Genomic DNA, 15,729 nt, shown 5'->3' on the forward strand with positions numbered 1-15,729 from the left:
TCACGCTTTACGCGTTCGACTGAGCATGTAACGTGCATCCCAAAGATTTGGGCAGCGAGGAGTTCGCCGTGTACACACTGCGCTTCGACATGCGCGATCCCGAGTGGGCCGCGTCCCCAACCGATCTCTACGCTGCGGCGCTCGACATGTCGGCGTGGGCCGAGGATCACGGCGGCCTGGCCGCCGTCTTCTGTGAACACCACGGTTCCGAGGACGGCTACCTACCGTCCCCGTTCTTGTTGGCGTCGGCCGTGGCGGCACGCACGCAGCGTCTGGCGCTGAGCCTGATCCTGATTCTCCCGTTCTACGAAACCGTGCGGCTCGCCGAAGACATGGCGGTGCTCGACATTTTGAGCGGTGGGCGGGCGTCGTACATCCTCGCGCTGGGCTATCGGCCCGAGGAGTTCGAGCATTTCGGCGTGCCGATGAAGACCCGTGGCCGCCTCTGCGACGAGAAACTCGCGCTGTTGCGGCGGCTGCTTGCCGGTGAAACCGTCGTCGAAGACGGTCGGCGGATCACCGTGACACCTCGCCCCCTGACCGCAGGCGGTCCGGGATTGATGTGGGGCGGCGGAACTTTGGCGGCGGCCCGGCGGGCGGGCAGGTATGGCCTGGGCATGTTGGGCAACGCGAATGCTCCGGGTATTCGGGAGGCCTACGAGGCCGCCTGTCGCGAGCACGGCCACGAGCCCGGACCGACCATGTTCCCCGACCGTGATACCCCGTCGGTCGTGTTCGTCGCCGACGACGTGGATCAGGCGTGGAAGGAGATCGGCGACCATATGCTGCACGATGTGCGCACCTATGCCGCGTGGAACCCCGGCGACGAGACCACGGCCGGCTTCTCGCACGTGAACACCGTCGACGAGCTGCGCGCGACCGGGAAATCGCACGTGATCATCTCTGTGCCGGAAGCCATTTCGCGGGTCCGTGCCGGCCAGGTGCTCAACCTGTCACCGCTGTGCGGCGGGCTGCCACCGGACGTCGCGTGGCCGTATCTACAGCGCGTGGGCGAGGTTGTGCTTCCTCAGGCGCTCGGGTGACTGCGGAGGCGCTGGTAATTACTCGGGCTGGTTCGGCACGCCCGGGAACAACTGCTCCGTCGGCCCGGCGGTCACCCACCCACCCAGTTTCGTGACCAGATGGGGCGCGAAAACCGCCCCGTATAGGACGTTTCCGACCACGACGACGGCGAGGGCGGACAACAGTGACGAGCCGAGGCGGCTCCTCGACCTGTGCTCGGCCCACATCTCGATGACGTTGCGTCCCTGCGCGTCGGTGCGACCCAGCAGATAGGTGAAGACCATCATCTGGATGGCCATCGCGAGGGAGTCGTAAAGCGGGTACTGGTGGACGGTCCCCTCGCGGATCGCCAGACCGGGAATGACGCGGCCGTAGTAGAACACGCCGAGCTTGGCGCCCAGGAACCCGTTGAAGAACAACGCCCAGCAGAAGCCGACGACGAGGCCCACCACCAACAGCGTTGGGGGCCTGCGCCATCCGAACCGTGCGCTCAGCCGTCGCCCGAGCGCCGTGCCTGTCACGGCTGGCAGCACGAAGTAGGAGATGTAGCCGACGGGGACGAACAGGGGCAGCCCGCCCCAGGTCACGTTCAGCGGCCACCACGAGGGCATGCGGGGGATGGCCGGCGGGAATTGCGCGTACATCGCCCAGTCGTAGGGCGCCTCGATCCACGAAAACGACATCGCCGAGATGCACAGCAGCAGGAGCGGGTGTAGGCGGCGCCGCCGAACGCTGAGGTACACGCCGAGGGCGGTGAACCCGATGCCGCCGATCAGCGCGAAGTCACTGGCCGCCTGCATCACGGGAGTCATCGGCGAGCTCACCGGTCGTGTCCCGGAGTCCGGCGTGCCTGGGGGTCGAAGTGCAGCACCAGCCCGAATATCAGGCCGATCAGCCCGAACAGCGTGCCCAGCATGATGACGGCGCCCACGGTCGCACCCCTTCCAGTCCGAGCTCGACTCTTTGGATAGTGCACACTATCCTAAAGCCAGTCAACCCCGATGTTCGAGGAGTAAACGTCCGTGCCCGAGCGGCCTTCCACGAAGAGCGGCACACCTGTTGCGACCACCCGCCGGCCCCGTGGTGCCCCGCGCGGGCTGCTGCTCGACGCTGCGCGCGCCCTCTTCGCGCGCCAGGACTACCGCGGCACGACGACGCGTGAAATCGCCCAGGCCGCAGGCGTTACCGAGCATCTGTTGTTTCGGCACTTCGGGTCGAAGGCGGCCCTGTTCCGGGAGGCGCTCGTCCTGCCCTTCACCAACTTCGTCGAGGAGTTCGGCCGGACCTGGCAGTCCGTCGTCCCGGAGGAGACCGACGAGAAGGAACTGGCGAGGCACTTCGTCGGGCAGCTCTACGACGTGTTCGTCGAACACCAGGGTCTGCTGTTGACGCTGATGGCGTCCGAGGCACTGAGCGAGGAGGAGAAGGCCGACGCCGGCATCGCGGAGATCAGGCGGGCGATCACGGCGCTCGGTGAGATCAGCGCGGAGGGCATGCACCTTCGGGGTCTGCGGTCGGACCATCCCGACCTACCCGCTCACTCGACGGTGGCGATGATCGCGGGCATGGCCGCGTTGCGCTCCACCTATTTCGGCGTCAGGCCGCCATCGCGAGACGTGATTGTCGAAGAACTCACCCAGGCGGTCCTGCACGGCTTCCTGCACAGAAACGACTGAGCGAAGGGACTGACTAACCATGCACGAGGCGGGCGCCAGCGCGATCGACCTGTACTACGACCCGTTCGACTCCGGCATCGACGACGACCCATACCCGGTGTGGAAGCGCATGCGCGAGGAAGCGCCGCTGTACTACAACGAGAGGTACAACTTTTACGCGCTGAGCCGGTACGACGACGTGGCGCGCGAACTGCCGAACTGGCAGACGTACCGGTCCGGCCGCGGCACCACGGCCGACATCTTGTTCGCCAATATCGAAGTGCCGCCGGGCATTCTGCTGTTCGAGGACCCGCCGCTGCACGACCTGCACCGGCGGCTGTTGTCCCGGGTCTTCACGCCCCGTCGCATGCTTGCGGTGGAGGACCTGGTCCGGGGCTTCTGTGTGCGGGAGCTGGATCCGCTGGTCGGCGCGGGCGGGTTCGATTTCATCGCCGATCTCGGGGCGATGATGCCGATGCGGACCATCGGTTACCTGTTGGGCATTCCCGAACAGGATCAGGCCAAGATTCGCGATCGCGGCGGGGCCTACATCGAGTTGTCAGACGGGCGCGATCCCGCCGCGGTCAACGCGAAGCTGTTCGAGGAAAGCATCGTCGTGTTCGCCGAGTACATCGAATGGCGAGCCGACCACCCCTCCGATGACCTGATGACTGATCTGTTGCGGGCCGAGATCGAAGAACCCGACGGCACGCGGCGTCCGTTGTCCCGGACCGAGGTGCTGGCCTACACCGCGATGATCGCCGGCGCCGGGAACGAGACCACGGCCCGGCTGATCGGTTTCATGGGTCAGCTGCTGTCGGATCATCCGGACCAGCGCCGCGAACTGGTCGCCGACCCGTCGCTGATCCCGGGCGCCGTCGAGGAGACACTGCGCTACGAGCCGCCGTCGCCGGTGCAGGCCCGGTACGTGGCGCAGGACGCCGAACTCTACGGTCGGGTCGTACCGGAGGGCTCATACATGTTGCTGCTCAACGGTTCCGCGAACCGCGATGATCGCCGGTTCGCCGATCCCGACCGTTATGACATCCACCGCGAAGGCGCCCACCTGAGCTTCGGCCAGGGCCTGCACTTCTGCCTCGGCTCGGCGCTGGCCCGGATGGAAGGCCGGGTGGCCCTCGAAGAGGTCCTCAAACGCTGGCCCGACTGGGAAGTCGACTATGCCAACGCGCAACGGGCGCACACCGCGAGCGTGCGCGGGTGGGCGCGCCTGCCCGTCGTGACGGGGTGAGTGGGCGTCGTTCCGCCGAGTGTGAAGTTAGCTTCACGCTGGCCGTCGAGCGTGAAGTTAGCTTCACGCTCGTCCAAGAGAGGCCGCGCTAGCCGGCTGTTTGGTCCACCAACACCGCGCCGTCGGGCTGGTTGCCCAGCGTCTGCAGCGCTATGTCCCCACCCTGGGCCGTCAGCCGAACGATCTGGGCCAGTTGCGCGGGGGCGTCACACTGCAGGTAGTGGTCGGCGCCGGGCACCACCCAGTAGCGGTTGCGGCCGGGCTTGGTCTTCAGATACGTCTGCCACACGTGGTTGGGGACGCGCAGCGGCGCGACGCTGTCGTGCAATCCCCACACCACCGTGGTGTTGACCGGGCTGGTGGAAAGCGCTTCCAGCCAACCCGTTTCGTCGGCGGCGCGCTCGTGGAGGTACTGGATGGTGTCCGGCAACACGCGGATCCCGTCGTTGTGGGCGAAACACTTCGCCAGCGCGGCGATCTCGGGGTCGTCGAGTGTGCGTCGCGGCATGAAGGTGCTGGCGCCCAGGCCGGCGGCCAGCATCTCCGGCGTGGTCGCCGCGGCGGTGGGCCGCCCGGTGTCGGGGTCGAGCAGTGCGGTCTGGAACGCGGTGAGGTTGGACAGCGGCAGGTAGATGTTGGCGTTGGTCACGACCAGGTCGACGGGCGCGACGGGCGGATCCAGCGCCGCCAGCATCTCCAGCGCGATCATGCCGACGCTGCTCCCGCGATCGTGGGTGAGCATGCGGAATTCGGTCAGAGTCCACACCTGGGTGATCGCGTAGACCAGCAGCCGCGCGTCGTCGTAGAGCGAATACACATAGGGTTCAGCCGGTTTGTCCGACAGGCCGTACCCCGGAAAGTCCAGCGCGTAGATGTCGAACTCCGAGCCCAATTCATTGGCCAGGGCGAAATAATCGATGCTCGACGTCGGAAAGCCGTGCACGAGCACCAAGGCGGGGGCGCCCGGCATTCCGCAGCGGCGACTGAAGACCGCGACTTCCTGTGCATCGTTGGCGGCGGTCGTCGACCGCCACCGTAGTTCCGTACCGCCGGTTTGCCACTCCTCGAAGATATCCAAGCTGCCAGCATCGCAGAGCTAAGGGCGATAGACAACCATGCCGTTACCGCAAGCCGGCCGCATGGACGCCGCGTTCACGGGCAGGTGATGTGGACCCCGAAAGTCACCGGGCGCGTGCCGTTTTGGCCGGGCGTGGTCGCCTGCCCCGTCCCGGTCACCGTGTAGCTCTTGCCCTGCTTGGTCGCTTGGACCTGGGTTGCCGACTTGGTCGCCTGGTACGGCAGTTGATACTGGCCGGTGCCCAGCGTGAGCGAGATCGCGAATCCGTCCACCATGGGCGGTTTCTCGTCCGAAAGGGCCAGCGAGACCGACGCCGTATCGTCGTGCACGCTGATGTGGGTGGTGAGGTCCCCGGACTCCGGGGGTGACGCGTCCGGTTGGGCCGCCGAACTGGTGCAGTCCACCCCCGCGGTCATCGTGTGCTTGTTCCCGTCGATCATGACCGTGGTGCTCACGGGATCCGGACTCGAACTCGGGGCCGACGCCGGTTGACTTCCTTTACCGGAGCAGCCGGCCAGGCCGGCGGTCAGCACGAGCCCGGCCACCACGAAGATGTACGGAATCTTCATCTCACCTCCTTTGCCAGCGAGGACTATAGATCCCCTTCGTTTCGGGAAGGTCTCATTTCTCTGGCGACCAGTCAACCGCAGGGTTTACCGCCAGGCTTCCCAACTGACCATGCTGCGTAGCGGCCCGGCAAACAGCGGCCGTACGGCCGCTGACCGCCACCGCTGTTCGATGACGGGGGCCAAGGCGTCGGTGGTGGTCAGCGGGTCTTCGTCGAGGTAGATGACGGTGATGTACTGGTGGTCGGTGCGCCATCCCCGCGGCAGGTGGCTCCAGCCCGCGCTGGACCCGAAGGTCCACGCGCCGGCGGTGCCCGGCGCGGCGAGCAGCGCCGGGTGGTGCTCGGCGTGCAGCCATTGCAGCCACTCGTCTGGGCGGCGCCCGGCGACGGGTTCCTCGACGATGAGCACGACGCCGCGGTGCGGCCGAAACGGCACCACCTCGGCGGAAACGAGTGCGCGCGGCGAGGACTGCCACTGCAGCAGGCGCAGGCCGGCCACCTGTAAGGAGGGCCGGACGACGGGGAACCGGCCGTTCTCGCGCAGCGCGCGACCCAGTGTGACGAAGTCGTCGAAGGTTTCCTCGACGGGGTCGCCGACGAGGTAGTGCACCGCGTTGCCGATCTCACCCAGGTCACCGTGGGCCGCCAAGCGGTGCGCGGGATAGTCGCCGTCGGCGATCCAGCGCAGCCCGTGCACGATGCCCGGCAGCTGGTACTGCTCGGGCATGTGATCCAGCAGGTGCCAGCGCAGGTAACTGCCGTCGTCGTCGGCCGGCGCGGTGGCGGTGAGGCTGAATATGCCCGCCCTGACGCGTATCACGCGGCGCCCCCCGGGGGCTGCAGCTCGGCGAGCGCCTGCAGCTGGTCCAGGTAGTGCTGCAGCGATGTGTGGCGGAAGACGGCGGGCACGATGGTGGCTCCGTGTGCGGCGGCCCGGCCGATGGCATCGCGGGTTTGCTCCGGCTCGTCGATCGGGTCCAGCGGCGCCGGGGGTGGCAAGACCACCTCGAACCCGGGCCGAAGATCGAAGCGGTTCAACCAGTCTCGTGCGTCACGCAGGCTGACACTGAAGGGTGCCCAGCCGTCGGCCAGGGTCGCGGCGCGGCGCAGCGATCGCGGGGTCCGGCCGCCGACCCAGACAGGGACCCGCTCCTGCACGGCGCACGGATCGACGACCATGCCGCGGAACGAATAGAACTCGCCGCGGTATTCGGGTTCGGGCACGGACAGCGAGGCGCGCAGCGCCCTGAGCGCGTCGTCTCCTCGCGGTCCGCGGTCGTCGAACGGCGCTCCGAGGAGGTCGAATTCCTCCTTGAGGCTGCCGACGCCGACGCCGAGGATGAGCCTGCCGCCGCTGACCTTGTCCAGCGTGCCGTAGCGCTTGGCGATCTCGAGCGGATGGTGGTATCCGAGCACCAGCACGTTGGTGGCCAACCGGATTCGCTCGGTGTGGGCGGCCAGGTAGCCGAAGGTGGCCAGCGGATCCCAGTAGCGGGTGCCGCGGCGGTGCCTTTCGGCCGCGGGCAGGGCGATGTGTTCGCTGCAGGTCAGGTGGTGGTAGCCGAGTCGATCCGCGGCTACGGCGACCCGCGTCAGGTCCTCGATGGACGCGGTCTTCTCCCAATCCCCACGGGCTTTGGGGAACATCGTCACCACGGGGGTGGCCACCGAGAGTCGGGGGGCGCTCATCCCTGCATGTACCCTCCGGCGTCGACGGGGATCGATTGCCCGGTGATGGTGCGGCTTTCGTCGCTCGCCAGGAACAGCGCCAGGTTGGCGACGTCGTCTGGTGTGGAGATATCCTGCAAGGCAACGCCTTTGATGGCATTGGCGCGTTGGGTGGCGAAGTCGATGCCGCGTTCGTCGGCGGTGCGTTGCACCCATCGGCGCCACAGCTCGGTGTCGATCGAGCCGGGCACGATGCAGTTGCACCGGATGCCGTACGGGCCGACCTCCAGAGCCACGGTCTTGGTGAACGCACGAAGTGACGCCTTCGCGGTGACGTAGTGGCTCTTGCGGACGATGCCGAAAAAGCCTGCCGTGGAGGAGAAGTTGAGGATGACGCCGCGACGGCGGGCCAACATCGACTGGTTGAGCACTTCCCGGGTGCACAGCATCGCCGCGGTGACGTCGATGGCGATCGTGGCGTTCCAGTTGTCCAGGGTCTGTTCCCAGATCCAGCGGTCTTCACCGGGCGCGGCCGCGTTGTTGCACAAGATGTCGACGTGGCCGAATTCGTCGACGGCGCGCGCCACCATGGCTGCGACGTCGTGCTCGTCGGTGACGTCCGCGCGCATCGCGATCGCACCGGGACCGGCGGCGTCGGCGGCTGCGCGAACAAGTTCTTCGCGGCGCGCGGCCAGCAACACCCTGGCGCCTTCACCGACGAACCGCGAGCCCAGCACGGGTCCCAGACCGGTGCTCGCCCCGGTGATGATCGCGACCTTGCCGTCGAGGCGGCCCGTCATGGCGCAGTCAACTTGCGGGCACGCATGTTTCGAGCCACGCGTGGATTCGTTCGGCGACGGCAGGCCATCCGGGGTCCAGCATCATGTCGTGGCTCATCTTAGGGAAGAACTCGGCCCGAGTGTCGTAGGCGGCCGCGGTGGCCAGAACTTCGTCCGCGGTGAAACAGACGTCGTCCTCGGCTCCGAGCACCAGCAGCGGCGTGGTAACCAGATGCGGCCTGGGAAGCTTGAGCCACAGCATGTCGATCGCGAGCCTCAGCGCGAACTCTTCGTCGAGTGCCGCGGCGTAGCGCGCCACGTCGGCTTCGGAGTGTGCCCGCGAGAAGAAGGTTTCGCGGGCCAATTCCGGTGTGGCGCCGACGCCACGCAACGACCTGGTCATGGCCAGGCCGCTGGCGGTGTACCACGGGTGACGCTTGAGCCTGCGCGCCAGGAATCCCAGGATCCCGCTGGGGGGCACTGAGGCGAGCAGCACGGCCGCGGCGGCCTCGTGTGATTCCAGGTACTTCTGCACCACGAAACCGCCCATGGAGTGGCCTACGACCACCGGCCGTTCGGGCAAGCAGTCGGCAACCGCGGCGACGTCGGCGACGAAGTCCGTGATCGAGCAGAACCGCATCGACCTGGCCGCCGGGCTGTTGCCGTGACCCCGAAGGCTCACCGCCAGCGCCCGGTGGCCCTTGTCGGCGAAGAAGTCCAGAAAGTGCTCGTCCCAGCACCAGGCGCCATGCCAGGCGCCGTGCACGAACAACACCGGTGGCTTGCGGGATTCGCCGCTCGGCTGTCGTTCGATCACTTCGAGCATGAGCGTGACTCCTCCGTCGGCCGCGCCCCTGGTTGGCTGCAACGCCGCTGAGACTAGCCGCTGGCCCACCCGTGCAGGGCCGGAATCAGCAAAGGTGCACCGAAGCGCGCCCCGGCGGGCGTTTACTGGGCCGGTGGGAGCTGACGCGGATTCCGGCGGGACGCGCGTGCTGGTGCTGTCCGCCTTCCCGGCCGAGGCCGACGCGGTGTTGTCCCACACCACGCTCGATCGTGATCCGGTGGTGGTCGCCGACCGCCGGCACTTCTACCTCGGTTCGATCGCCGGCAAGAGGGTGGTCGTGGCGATGACGGGCATCGGCCTGGTGAACGCGGGCGACACCACCGCCGTCGCCTTCGCTCGCTTCCCGCCCGACACCCCCAATGCGATTGGCGCGGTGGTGTTTTCGGGTGTCGCCGGCGGTGCGGGCCGCACCAGGATCGCCGATGTCGCCGTGCCGGCGCGCTGGACCCTGGACCACGGCGGGACGTATCGTCCGGTCGACCCCGGCATGCTGGCCCTCGCCGAGAAGCTTTCCGTGGCACTCGACGGCGCGACCCACCGGATCGATCTGCGGCGCAGGCCGCACGTCGTCGTCGGCGGCGACGGTTGCAGTTGGGACAACAACAACGGCGTGGCGTTTCCGTGCATCCCCAACGGGGGCGAGGTATTCGGCTGCCAGCCCCGCAGCGCGCCCGACCGGTCCTTGCGGTATACCGGCAACTTTCGGCAGGCGGGTGTCGGCTGGCTGAGGAGCGCCCTGATCAGCAACCTGCGCATCGTCTCGACGTCGGACCCGGCCTTCGAGGCGACGGACATGGAGACCGCGGCCGCGCAGGCGGTGGCCGACACACACGGGGTTCCGTTCCTGGGCATCCGGGGCATCACCGACGGACCGGGCGATCCACTTCACTTGCCCGGCTTCCCGTTCCAGTTCTTCTGCTACAAGCGGATCGCGGCGGCCAACGCGGCCCGGGTAACCGCGGCCTTCCTCGAGAGCTGGCCCGGGGTTTGATCGTTACTCGGGGCCGCGCGCGACCGCCCGTCCCGGGTCCGAACACCACTCGGACCACGACCCCGGAAACAGCGCCGCCTTCCGGGCCGCCGCCGCGAGCGCGGCGACCGCGACGCTGGCGGTGACGCCCGAGCCGCAATAAGCACCCAGCGGACCGTCCCCATCGACCCCGCGCTCGCCCAACAGTCGGGTAAGCGCGTCGTCGCCGACGAACGTGCCGTCGGCAGCCAGGACGGCCGTGCTGGGCAAATTCTGGGCGCCGGGGATGTGACCGGCGGCGGGGTCGAGCGGTTCGACGTCACCGCGAAAGCGTTCGGGCGCCCGCGCATCGAGGAGCGGCATAGTGCCGGCGCCTGCCTCGTCGGCGGTGAGGGTCGGCAGGTGACCGGCATACAGATCATCGTGCGGCACAGTCACATTCCCGGGTTGCGGTGTCACCTCGCCGGTTTCCAGGCGCAGCCCGGCCGATCGCCAGGCGGCCAGGCCGCCGTCCAGGATGCGGACGTCCGGCAGCCCGGCCGTCGTCAATACCCACCAGGCGCGCGCCGAACCGGCGCGATTCCAGTCGTCGTACACCACCACCGGCGAATCCTGTCGGACTCCCCATCGCCGCGCGGCGGCCTGCAGACTGCGTCCCGACGGCAGCGGATGGCGGCCGCGTCCAGAAATCGTGTGATCGCTGAGTTCCTCCTCGAGGGAGGCGTACACCGCGCCGGGTAGGTGGCCCTGCAGGTAAACCGGCCGCCCGTCCGGCTCGTCGAGCCGCCACCGGACGTCGAGGATGGTGACCGGGTCGCCGGCCTCCATGAGTGCAGCGAGCTGCGTGACGCTGATCAACACCTGGTCCCGGGCTGTCACCGATTCGCCTCCCTGATCGTGTGCACCGAGACTAGCTGCCGCCCGAAATGCCGCCCTGCTCGGCAAAAGGGTGGCGTAGCGTCGCGATCGGAAGTAGGGCAATGGAGCGGAAGGCTCCGACTTCGAAGGACGTCTACGGCCATGAGCACATCCGAGCAAGCGCAGACCCGTACCCGTATGTTCGCCCGCGTGCTGGGCCCGTACCTGACGATCGTGCCGATCACGGTCGCCGTGCGCGGCTCGTACATGCAGACGCTGTTCACCGAGTTCAAGGCGAATCCCATGTGGCCGTGGCTCTATGGGGCGATTCTGTTGATGGGTGGCATTTTCATCATTGCGTTTCACCAGTATTGGCGCGGCCTCGCGGCGGTCATCGTGTCCGCCGTGGGCTGGTTCTTCGCGATCCGCGGGGTGCTGCTGTTGACGTTGCCCCGAGCTTACGACGCGGCCGGAGACGCGATATACAGCTCAGGCATGTCCGCGGCGATATGGGTGTTGTTCGGTTGCCTGGCGTCCGCGGGGCTGTACCTGACATATGTCGGCTGGAAGCCGGAGCGCTCCGCGGATAATTAAGCTCGCGACCATTTCCATTTCCACGTAAGCCGCGAATTCCGGCCCATTTGGATGGCGTACGTCCCCGAACTAATGGGGCCAAACGGCCCTAGTGAAACGGCATTGCGGGAGCCACGGTTGATGTTTCGGAGTCGATTGGCGGCAAATGCTCTCGCAGCTCAAACGAGGAGGAATACCAGTGAAGATCCCCACGATGATCATGACGGTCGCGGCCGTCGTAATGACCGCCATCGGTGTGAGCAGCGCACCCATCGCATCGGCCACCTACCCCGTCGTCGGCAAACTCGGTAGCGAACTGACGATGACCGACAGCGTCGGCCAGGTTGTCCTTGCGTGGACGGTCAGCAACCTGCAGCCCAGCAGCGACGTAACTCCGGGCTACACGCCGACGGGCAAGCTATGGGAAGCGACGGCTACCGTCAGGTCGATTCGCGGCACTGTCACTCCAGCGATTTCGCAATTTAACGCCGTCGCCCCGAATGCGGCCGCCTATCGGGTTCTATGGTGGGTCGCGAGCCCGACGAACATCAGCGGGGCAACCATTCCTGACGGTGCGCAAGCGACCGGCAAAATCCACTTCGACGTCACGGGCTCGGCGCCGACCACGGTGACGATGAACAACGGGATGGAAGACCTGCTCATCTGGGGCCCGTAAGGGTTATGCGGTGTGTTCGGAATCGCCACGCTGATCGGGCAGCGCCGGCGCCCCCAACGACGCCAGCATGCCCGTCGCCGCCCGGTGCCACGTGAAGTCCTCGGCGCGGCGGCGCGCCGACACACGGCGGTGGTGCTCGGGACGGCTGGTGACCGCACCGACCGCCCGCGCGATCGCGGCCGGGTGATTGTCCGCCGAAGCGCCGCTGTCCGGGGTGATGATCTCGGTCAACGCCGAGGTCCGCGAGACGACCGCCGGTGTGCCGCAGGCCAGCGACTCCAGCGCGGCCAGCCCGAACGTCTCGTGCGGCCCGGGCGCCAGTGTCACGTCGGCCGAGGCCAGCAGCCCGGCCACCGTGTGGCGATCGGAGACGAAACCGGTGAAGTCCACCGGCAGCCGGGCGGCCTGCCGCTCGAGCCGGGCCCGCAGCGGACCCTCGCCCACGACAACGAGCCGGGCGTCGACCCCGGCGTGGCACAGCTCGCCGATCGCGTCGATGCTGCGGTCGACGCGCTTTTCCACCGACAGCCGGCCGCAATGGACCAGCAGCAGCTGGCCCGGCGCGGCCCAGCGCCGCCGTACCAGGTACGAGTGCCGGCGCGGGTGGAAGGTCTGCAGGTCCACGCCCAGCGGGACGGTCACGGTGTTCGTCGCGCCGATGCGGTCGAATTCCTCACGCGCAAAACCGGTGGTGCACACCACGGTGTCGTAGTCGGCGGCGGTGCGCGCGTTGGCCAGGTCGGCGAACTTGACCGCGGCACGGCGCGGAAGTATCTGCCCCACAAGGCGATCCAGCCGCTCGTGAGAGATCATGACGGTCGTGGCGCCGTGGTTGCGGCCCCACCGGCCCAGGGATCGCAGCGTGAGCCGGTCGGATACCTCCAGGGCGTCGGGCCGTAACGCCTCCAGCAGCGATTTGACTGGGCCGGGCAGGACCGCGCGGTAGCCGCCGGTGAGCGGAATCAGCCGCGCCGGCAGGGTGATTCGCACGACGCCGGTGCGCAGCTGGCTGCGCTCGGCGCGCTGGCCGGGAACGATCAAGAACACCTCGTGCCCGCTGGCGCAGTATTCGGCGCCCAGTCGGTCCACCGCGGTGCGAAGGCCGCCGGAGCGAGGGCCATAGAAATTGGCGACCTGTACTACGCGCATAACGTGAGGACACGCGGTGCGCGTGTGCGTTCAACAATGTGGACTTGACGCTGGCCTGAACAGTCCATGAATTCCGCCGAACGGGCTACGCCCGGTCGCCCTTCGGACCTTCGGCCTGGTCGATTTGCTCGGCGATGTCGGCGCCGGACAGCCGAGCGTCGAGGAAGTCGCCGGAGGTGGGCAGGCTCAGATGCAATTGCGAGGCCCCACTGATCGCGACCTTTCCACGCTCGAGGGTGAAATCGAGGATGTGCCCGCCGCCGGTGCGGTCAGCGTTGAGGAAGTGCAGGTGATACCCGGCGACCGAGATGCCCTGCTCGAAGTCGGGGGTGCGGAACCCAACCACCGTGCCCGAGACGTCGGTGAAGACGGTCTCGGCCTGTTCCTCGGTGGCCTGGGTCAGCGGGGGATAGGGCGGCTTCTGCGCCATCACGGTGCGGGTGTGCAGCTCGGCGAAATGCCCGGTGATCCGAACGGCGTAAATGAGGTTGGCGCTGGTGATTTGGCGGTCGATCGCGGCGGTCAGCTCCGTGCGGGGAGTACGGCTGCGGATCGCGATCTGAAAGTCGTTGTGGAATCGGGTGACCGCCGCGAAGGGGCTGCGGTCGGTCGGGGCGGCCCGGCTGGCGGAGCCGTCCGCGCGCAACCGGTAGCAGACGCCGTCGAGAATGACCATCTCGCCGTCCAGGTGATTGAAGGTGCCCAGCCCGAAGTCACCGTGGCGCAGGATCTCGGCCACGGTGACGTCGCCGTCGTAGACGCCCTCCAGCAGGGCGCCGATCGTCGAGAACTGGTACACCTCGGCGTCGTTCGCGCGTTGATGGGTCAGCAGCGTTGTCGCCCAATGGCGGAAGCGTTCGTAGGCGCCGGTAGGGGTGTCCATGGTCCTCATTCGAAGGGGTCGTCGTGCAGGTGTGCGGCGAGGTCGGTATTGCGGCTGTAGTCCACGGGGACGTCGATCAGGGAAGGGCCGTCCTCGGCCAGCGCCTGGCGCAGGGTGGCGGTGAATTCGTCCAGCGTGTTCACCCGGTAACCGCGGGCGCCGAAGGCCGCGGCGTAGGAGACCAGGTCGTAGTCGCTGAGCTCCACACCGGATTTGCGGTCGTACTTGAGCATCTCCTGGAAGCCGACCATGTCATAGCTGTTGTCCCGGAACACGATGTGGGTGAACGTCAGCCCCAGATGGGTTGCGGTCGCGAGTTCCTGGGCGGAGAACAGGAATCCGCCGTCGCCGGAGACGGACACCACCTGCGTTCCGGGCCGCACCAGACAGGCCGCCATGGCCCAGGGCAGCGCCACACCCAGGGTCTGTTGTCCGTTGGAGAACAACAGCCGCCGCGGCTCGTACACCCGAAAGTGGCGGGCCATGTAGATGTAGACCGAGCCCACGTCGCAGGTGATGGTGGCGGTGTCGTCGAGTTCGTCGCGCAGCCGCAGCAGCACGGCGACGGGGTTGAGGCCCGGGCCTTCGGGCATGGCACCCCCGGCCGCTATGTCGATGTCGGTCAATGCTTTTCGCTGGTTGGCGATCTCGTGCTGATAGTCGTCGGTGAGCGTCAGGCCGGCCAGCTGGTCGGTCAACGAGGTGAGGGTGGCGGCGATGTTGCCGAGCAGTTCGACGGTGGGTTGATAGTGGTTGTCGATGTCGGTCGGCACCGAGTCGACGTGCACGACGGTGCGGTCGACGTCGGTGTTCCACAGCACCGGGTCATACTCGACGGAGTCGTAGCCGACGGCGACCAGGACGTCGGCGTGGGTGAGGACGACATCGCCGGGCTGATTGCGGAACAGTCCCACCCGGCCCAGGAAGTTGTCCTCCAGCGCGCGGGAGATCACCCCCGCGGCCTGGAAGGTTTCGACGACGGGCAACCCCGTCGTGGCGACCAGGGCGCGCAGCGCCAGGCAGCTGTCGGGGTCGGCGCCGCGCATACCGACCAATAACGCCGGCCGCCGCGCGGCGCGGATCAGCTCGCCCGCCTGCGCGACGGACGCTGCCGGGGCGGCCGCCAACGGCGGAATAGGTTGCCGCCCATGGATGCTCGCCGCGGTGGGGGCGGCCAGGACGTCGGCGGGCAGTACGACGGCGGCGGCCCCGCGCGGTTCGCTGAGCGCGGCGCGAAACGCGCCGACGGTGGCCTCGGCCGCGTTGCCCGGGTCGTTGACCTCGCCGGTGAATTTGGTGACCGTCCTGAGCATCGCGGCGGCGTCCATGGACTGGTGCGTGCGTTTGAGCCGGTCCTCCCGGCGCACCGCGCCGCACAGCGCCACCACCGGATCCTGTTCGGTGTTGGCAGTCAACAATCCGGTGGCCAGGTTGGTGGTGCCGGGGCCCGATGTCACCAGCACCACGCCGGGGATGCCGGTGAGACGGCCGATGGCCCCGGCCATGAAGGCGGCGTTCTGTTCGTGGCGGCACACCACCAATTGCGGGCCGGAGTCCAGTAGGGCGTCGTAGACGGCGTCGATCTTCGCGCCCGGCACACCGAAGACGTACTGCACGCCCTGCGCCGACAAGACGTCGACGATCTTCTGCGCGCTGCGCACGGGATCACCGGGGTTCGTGGGGGCCATGCACCCAGCCAAGCACGGGTCGTGGTCTGTTGGCGATTCGAGTGTGCGCTCAGGGCCTTGAGTGT

At 67.8% G+C, this 15,729-nt stretch carries 17 protein-coding genes; 6 read left to right on the forward strand and 11 right to left on the reverse strand.

Going from position 1 to position 15,729, the window contains the following annotated elements; translation table 11 throughout:
• The first annotated feature begins 68 nt into the window (after positions 1-68).
• Positions 69-1,043, forward strand: a complete 975-nt coding sequence (locus tag C1737_RS02980) for an LLM class flavin-dependent oxidoreductase (RefSeq protein WP_102417754.1) — start codon at positions 69-71, stop codon at positions 1,041-1,043.
• Between the two features lie 18 nt (positions 1,044-1,061).
• Here the strand turns inward: C1737_RS02980 and C1737_RS02985 are convergent, their stop codons facing one another.
• Complete coding sequence (locus C1737_RS02985) at positions 1,062-1,847, reverse strand: spirocyclase AveC family protein (protein ID WP_102417177.1); 786 nt, start codon at positions 1,845-1,847, stop codon at positions 1,062-1,064.
• A 198-nt stretch (positions 1,848-2,045) separates the two neighbouring features.
• On the opposite strand from C1737_RS02985, the gene C1737_RS02990 reads away from it, so the two are divergent.
• Both C1737_RS02990 and C1737_RS02995 read left to right on the forward strand, forming a co-directional pair.
• A complete protein-coding gene (locus C1737_RS02990) occupies positions 2,046-2,699 on the forward strand; it encodes a TetR/AcrR family transcriptional regulator (RefSeq protein WP_102417178.1) in 654 nt (217 codons plus the stop codon).
• Between the two features lie 19 nt (positions 2,700-2,718).
• A complete protein-coding gene (locus tag C1737_RS02995; RefSeq protein ID WP_102417179.1) occupies positions 2,719-3,927 on the forward strand; it encodes a cytochrome P450 in 1,209 nt (402 codons plus the stop codon).
• An 88-nt stretch (positions 3,928-4,015) separates the two neighbouring features.
• Here the strand turns inward: C1737_RS02995 and C1737_RS03000 are convergent, their stop codons facing one another.
• The 6 genes from C1737_RS03000 to C1737_RS03025 all read right to left on the reverse strand — a co-directional run bounded on the left by C1737_RS03000 (position 4,016) and on the right by C1737_RS03025 (position 8,846).
• Complete coding sequence (locus C1737_RS03000) at positions 4,016-5,005, reverse strand: alpha/beta fold hydrolase (RefSeq protein WP_102417180.1); 990 nt, start codon at positions 5,003-5,005, stop codon at positions 4,016-4,018.
• Between the two features lie 74 nt (positions 5,006-5,079).
• Positions 5,080-5,574 (reverse strand): lipoprotein LpqH, encoded by a 495-nt coding sequence (locus tag C1737_RS03005; RefSeq protein ID WP_068096793.1) that lies wholly within the window; start codon positions 5,572-5,574, stop codon positions 5,080-5,082.
• A gap of 84 nt (positions 5,575-5,658) precedes the next feature.
• The gene (locus C1737_RS03010) at positions 5,659-6,390 is read right to left on the reverse strand and encodes a hypothetical protein (RefSeq protein ID WP_102417755.1); all 732 of its coding nucleotides are present in this window, start codon (positions 6,388-6,390) and stop codon (positions 5,659-5,661) included.
• Positions 6,390-7,262, reverse strand: coding sequence for an LLM class F420-dependent oxidoreductase (locus tag C1737_RS03015; protein ID WP_102417181.1), 873 nt, complete (start codon positions 7,260-7,262; stop codon positions 6,390-6,392). Before C1737_RS03015 ends, C1737_RS03010 begins: the two co-directional genes overlap by 1 nt.
• Complete coding sequence (locus C1737_RS03020; RefSeq protein ID WP_102417182.1) at positions 7,259-8,041, reverse strand: SDR family NAD(P)-dependent oxidoreductase; 783 nt, start codon at positions 8,039-8,041, stop codon at positions 7,259-7,261. Before C1737_RS03020 ends, C1737_RS03015 begins: the two co-directional genes overlap by 4 nt.
• A gap of 7 nt (positions 8,042-8,048) precedes the next feature.
• Positions 8,049-8,846 carry an alpha/beta hydrolase gene (locus C1737_RS03025; protein WP_102417183.1) on the reverse strand — a complete coding sequence of 266 codons (798 nt, stop codon included), beginning with the start codon at positions 8,844-8,846 and terminating at the stop codon, positions 8,049-8,051.
• Between the two features lie 133 nt (positions 8,847-8,979).
• On the opposite strand from C1737_RS03025, the gene C1737_RS03030 reads away from it, so the two are divergent.
• Entirely contained in the window at positions 8,980-9,858 is an 879-nt protein-coding gene (locus C1737_RS03030; protein WP_233214634.1) for a hypothetical protein, read from the forward strand.
• A 3-nt stretch (positions 9,859-9,861) separates the two neighbouring features.
• Here the strand turns inward: C1737_RS03030 and C1737_RS03035 are convergent, their stop codons facing one another.
• Positions 9,862-10,716 carry a sulfurtransferase gene (locus C1737_RS03035; RefSeq protein WP_102417185.1) on the reverse strand — a complete coding sequence of 285 codons (855 nt, stop codon included), beginning with the start codon at positions 10,714-10,716 and terminating at the stop codon, positions 9,862-9,864.
• A gap of 141 nt (positions 10,717-10,857) precedes the next feature.
• Between C1737_RS03035 and C1737_RS03040 the strand changes: the two genes are divergently transcribed.
• Positions 10,858-11,289 (forward strand): hypothetical protein, encoded by a 432-nt coding sequence (locus tag C1737_RS03040; protein WP_102417186.1) that lies wholly within the window; start codon positions 10,858-10,860, stop codon positions 11,287-11,289.
• A gap of 178 nt (positions 11,290-11,467) precedes the next feature.
• Positions 11,468-11,944: an MPT63 family protein gene (locus C1737_RS03045; protein ID WP_102417187.1), complete on the forward strand. Its 477-nt coding sequence runs from the start codon at positions 11,468-11,470 to the stop codon at positions 11,942-11,944.
• Positions 11,945-11,947: 3 nt separating this feature from the next.
• Here C1737_RS03045 and C1737_RS03050 read toward each other — a convergent pair whose 3' ends face one another.
• The 3 genes from C1737_RS03050 to alsS form a co-directional block, all read right to left on the reverse strand.
• A complete protein-coding gene (locus tag C1737_RS03050; protein ID WP_067917535.1) occupies positions 11,948-13,093 on the reverse strand; it encodes a glycosyltransferase in 1,146 nt (381 codons plus the stop codon).
• 85 nt (positions 13,094-13,178) lie between these two features.
• Positions 13,179-13,985, reverse strand: coding sequence for an acetolactate decarboxylase (budA, locus tag C1737_RS03055; protein ID WP_369807466.1), 807 nt, complete (start codon positions 13,983-13,985; stop codon positions 13,179-13,181).
• Complete coding sequence (gene alsS / locus C1737_RS03060; protein WP_102417189.1) at positions 13,982-15,664, reverse strand: acetolactate synthase AlsS; 1,683 nt, start codon at positions 15,662-15,664, stop codon at positions 13,982-13,984. The genes budA and alsS overlap by 4 nt, the downstream gene beginning before the upstream one ends.
• Positions 15,665-15,729 lie beyond the last annotated feature (65 nt).

This window comes from Mycobacterium sp. 4858 (assembly GCF_900240975.1).
Lineage (GTDB): Bacteria > Actinomycetota > Actinomycetes > Mycobacteriales > Mycobacteriaceae > Mycobacterium.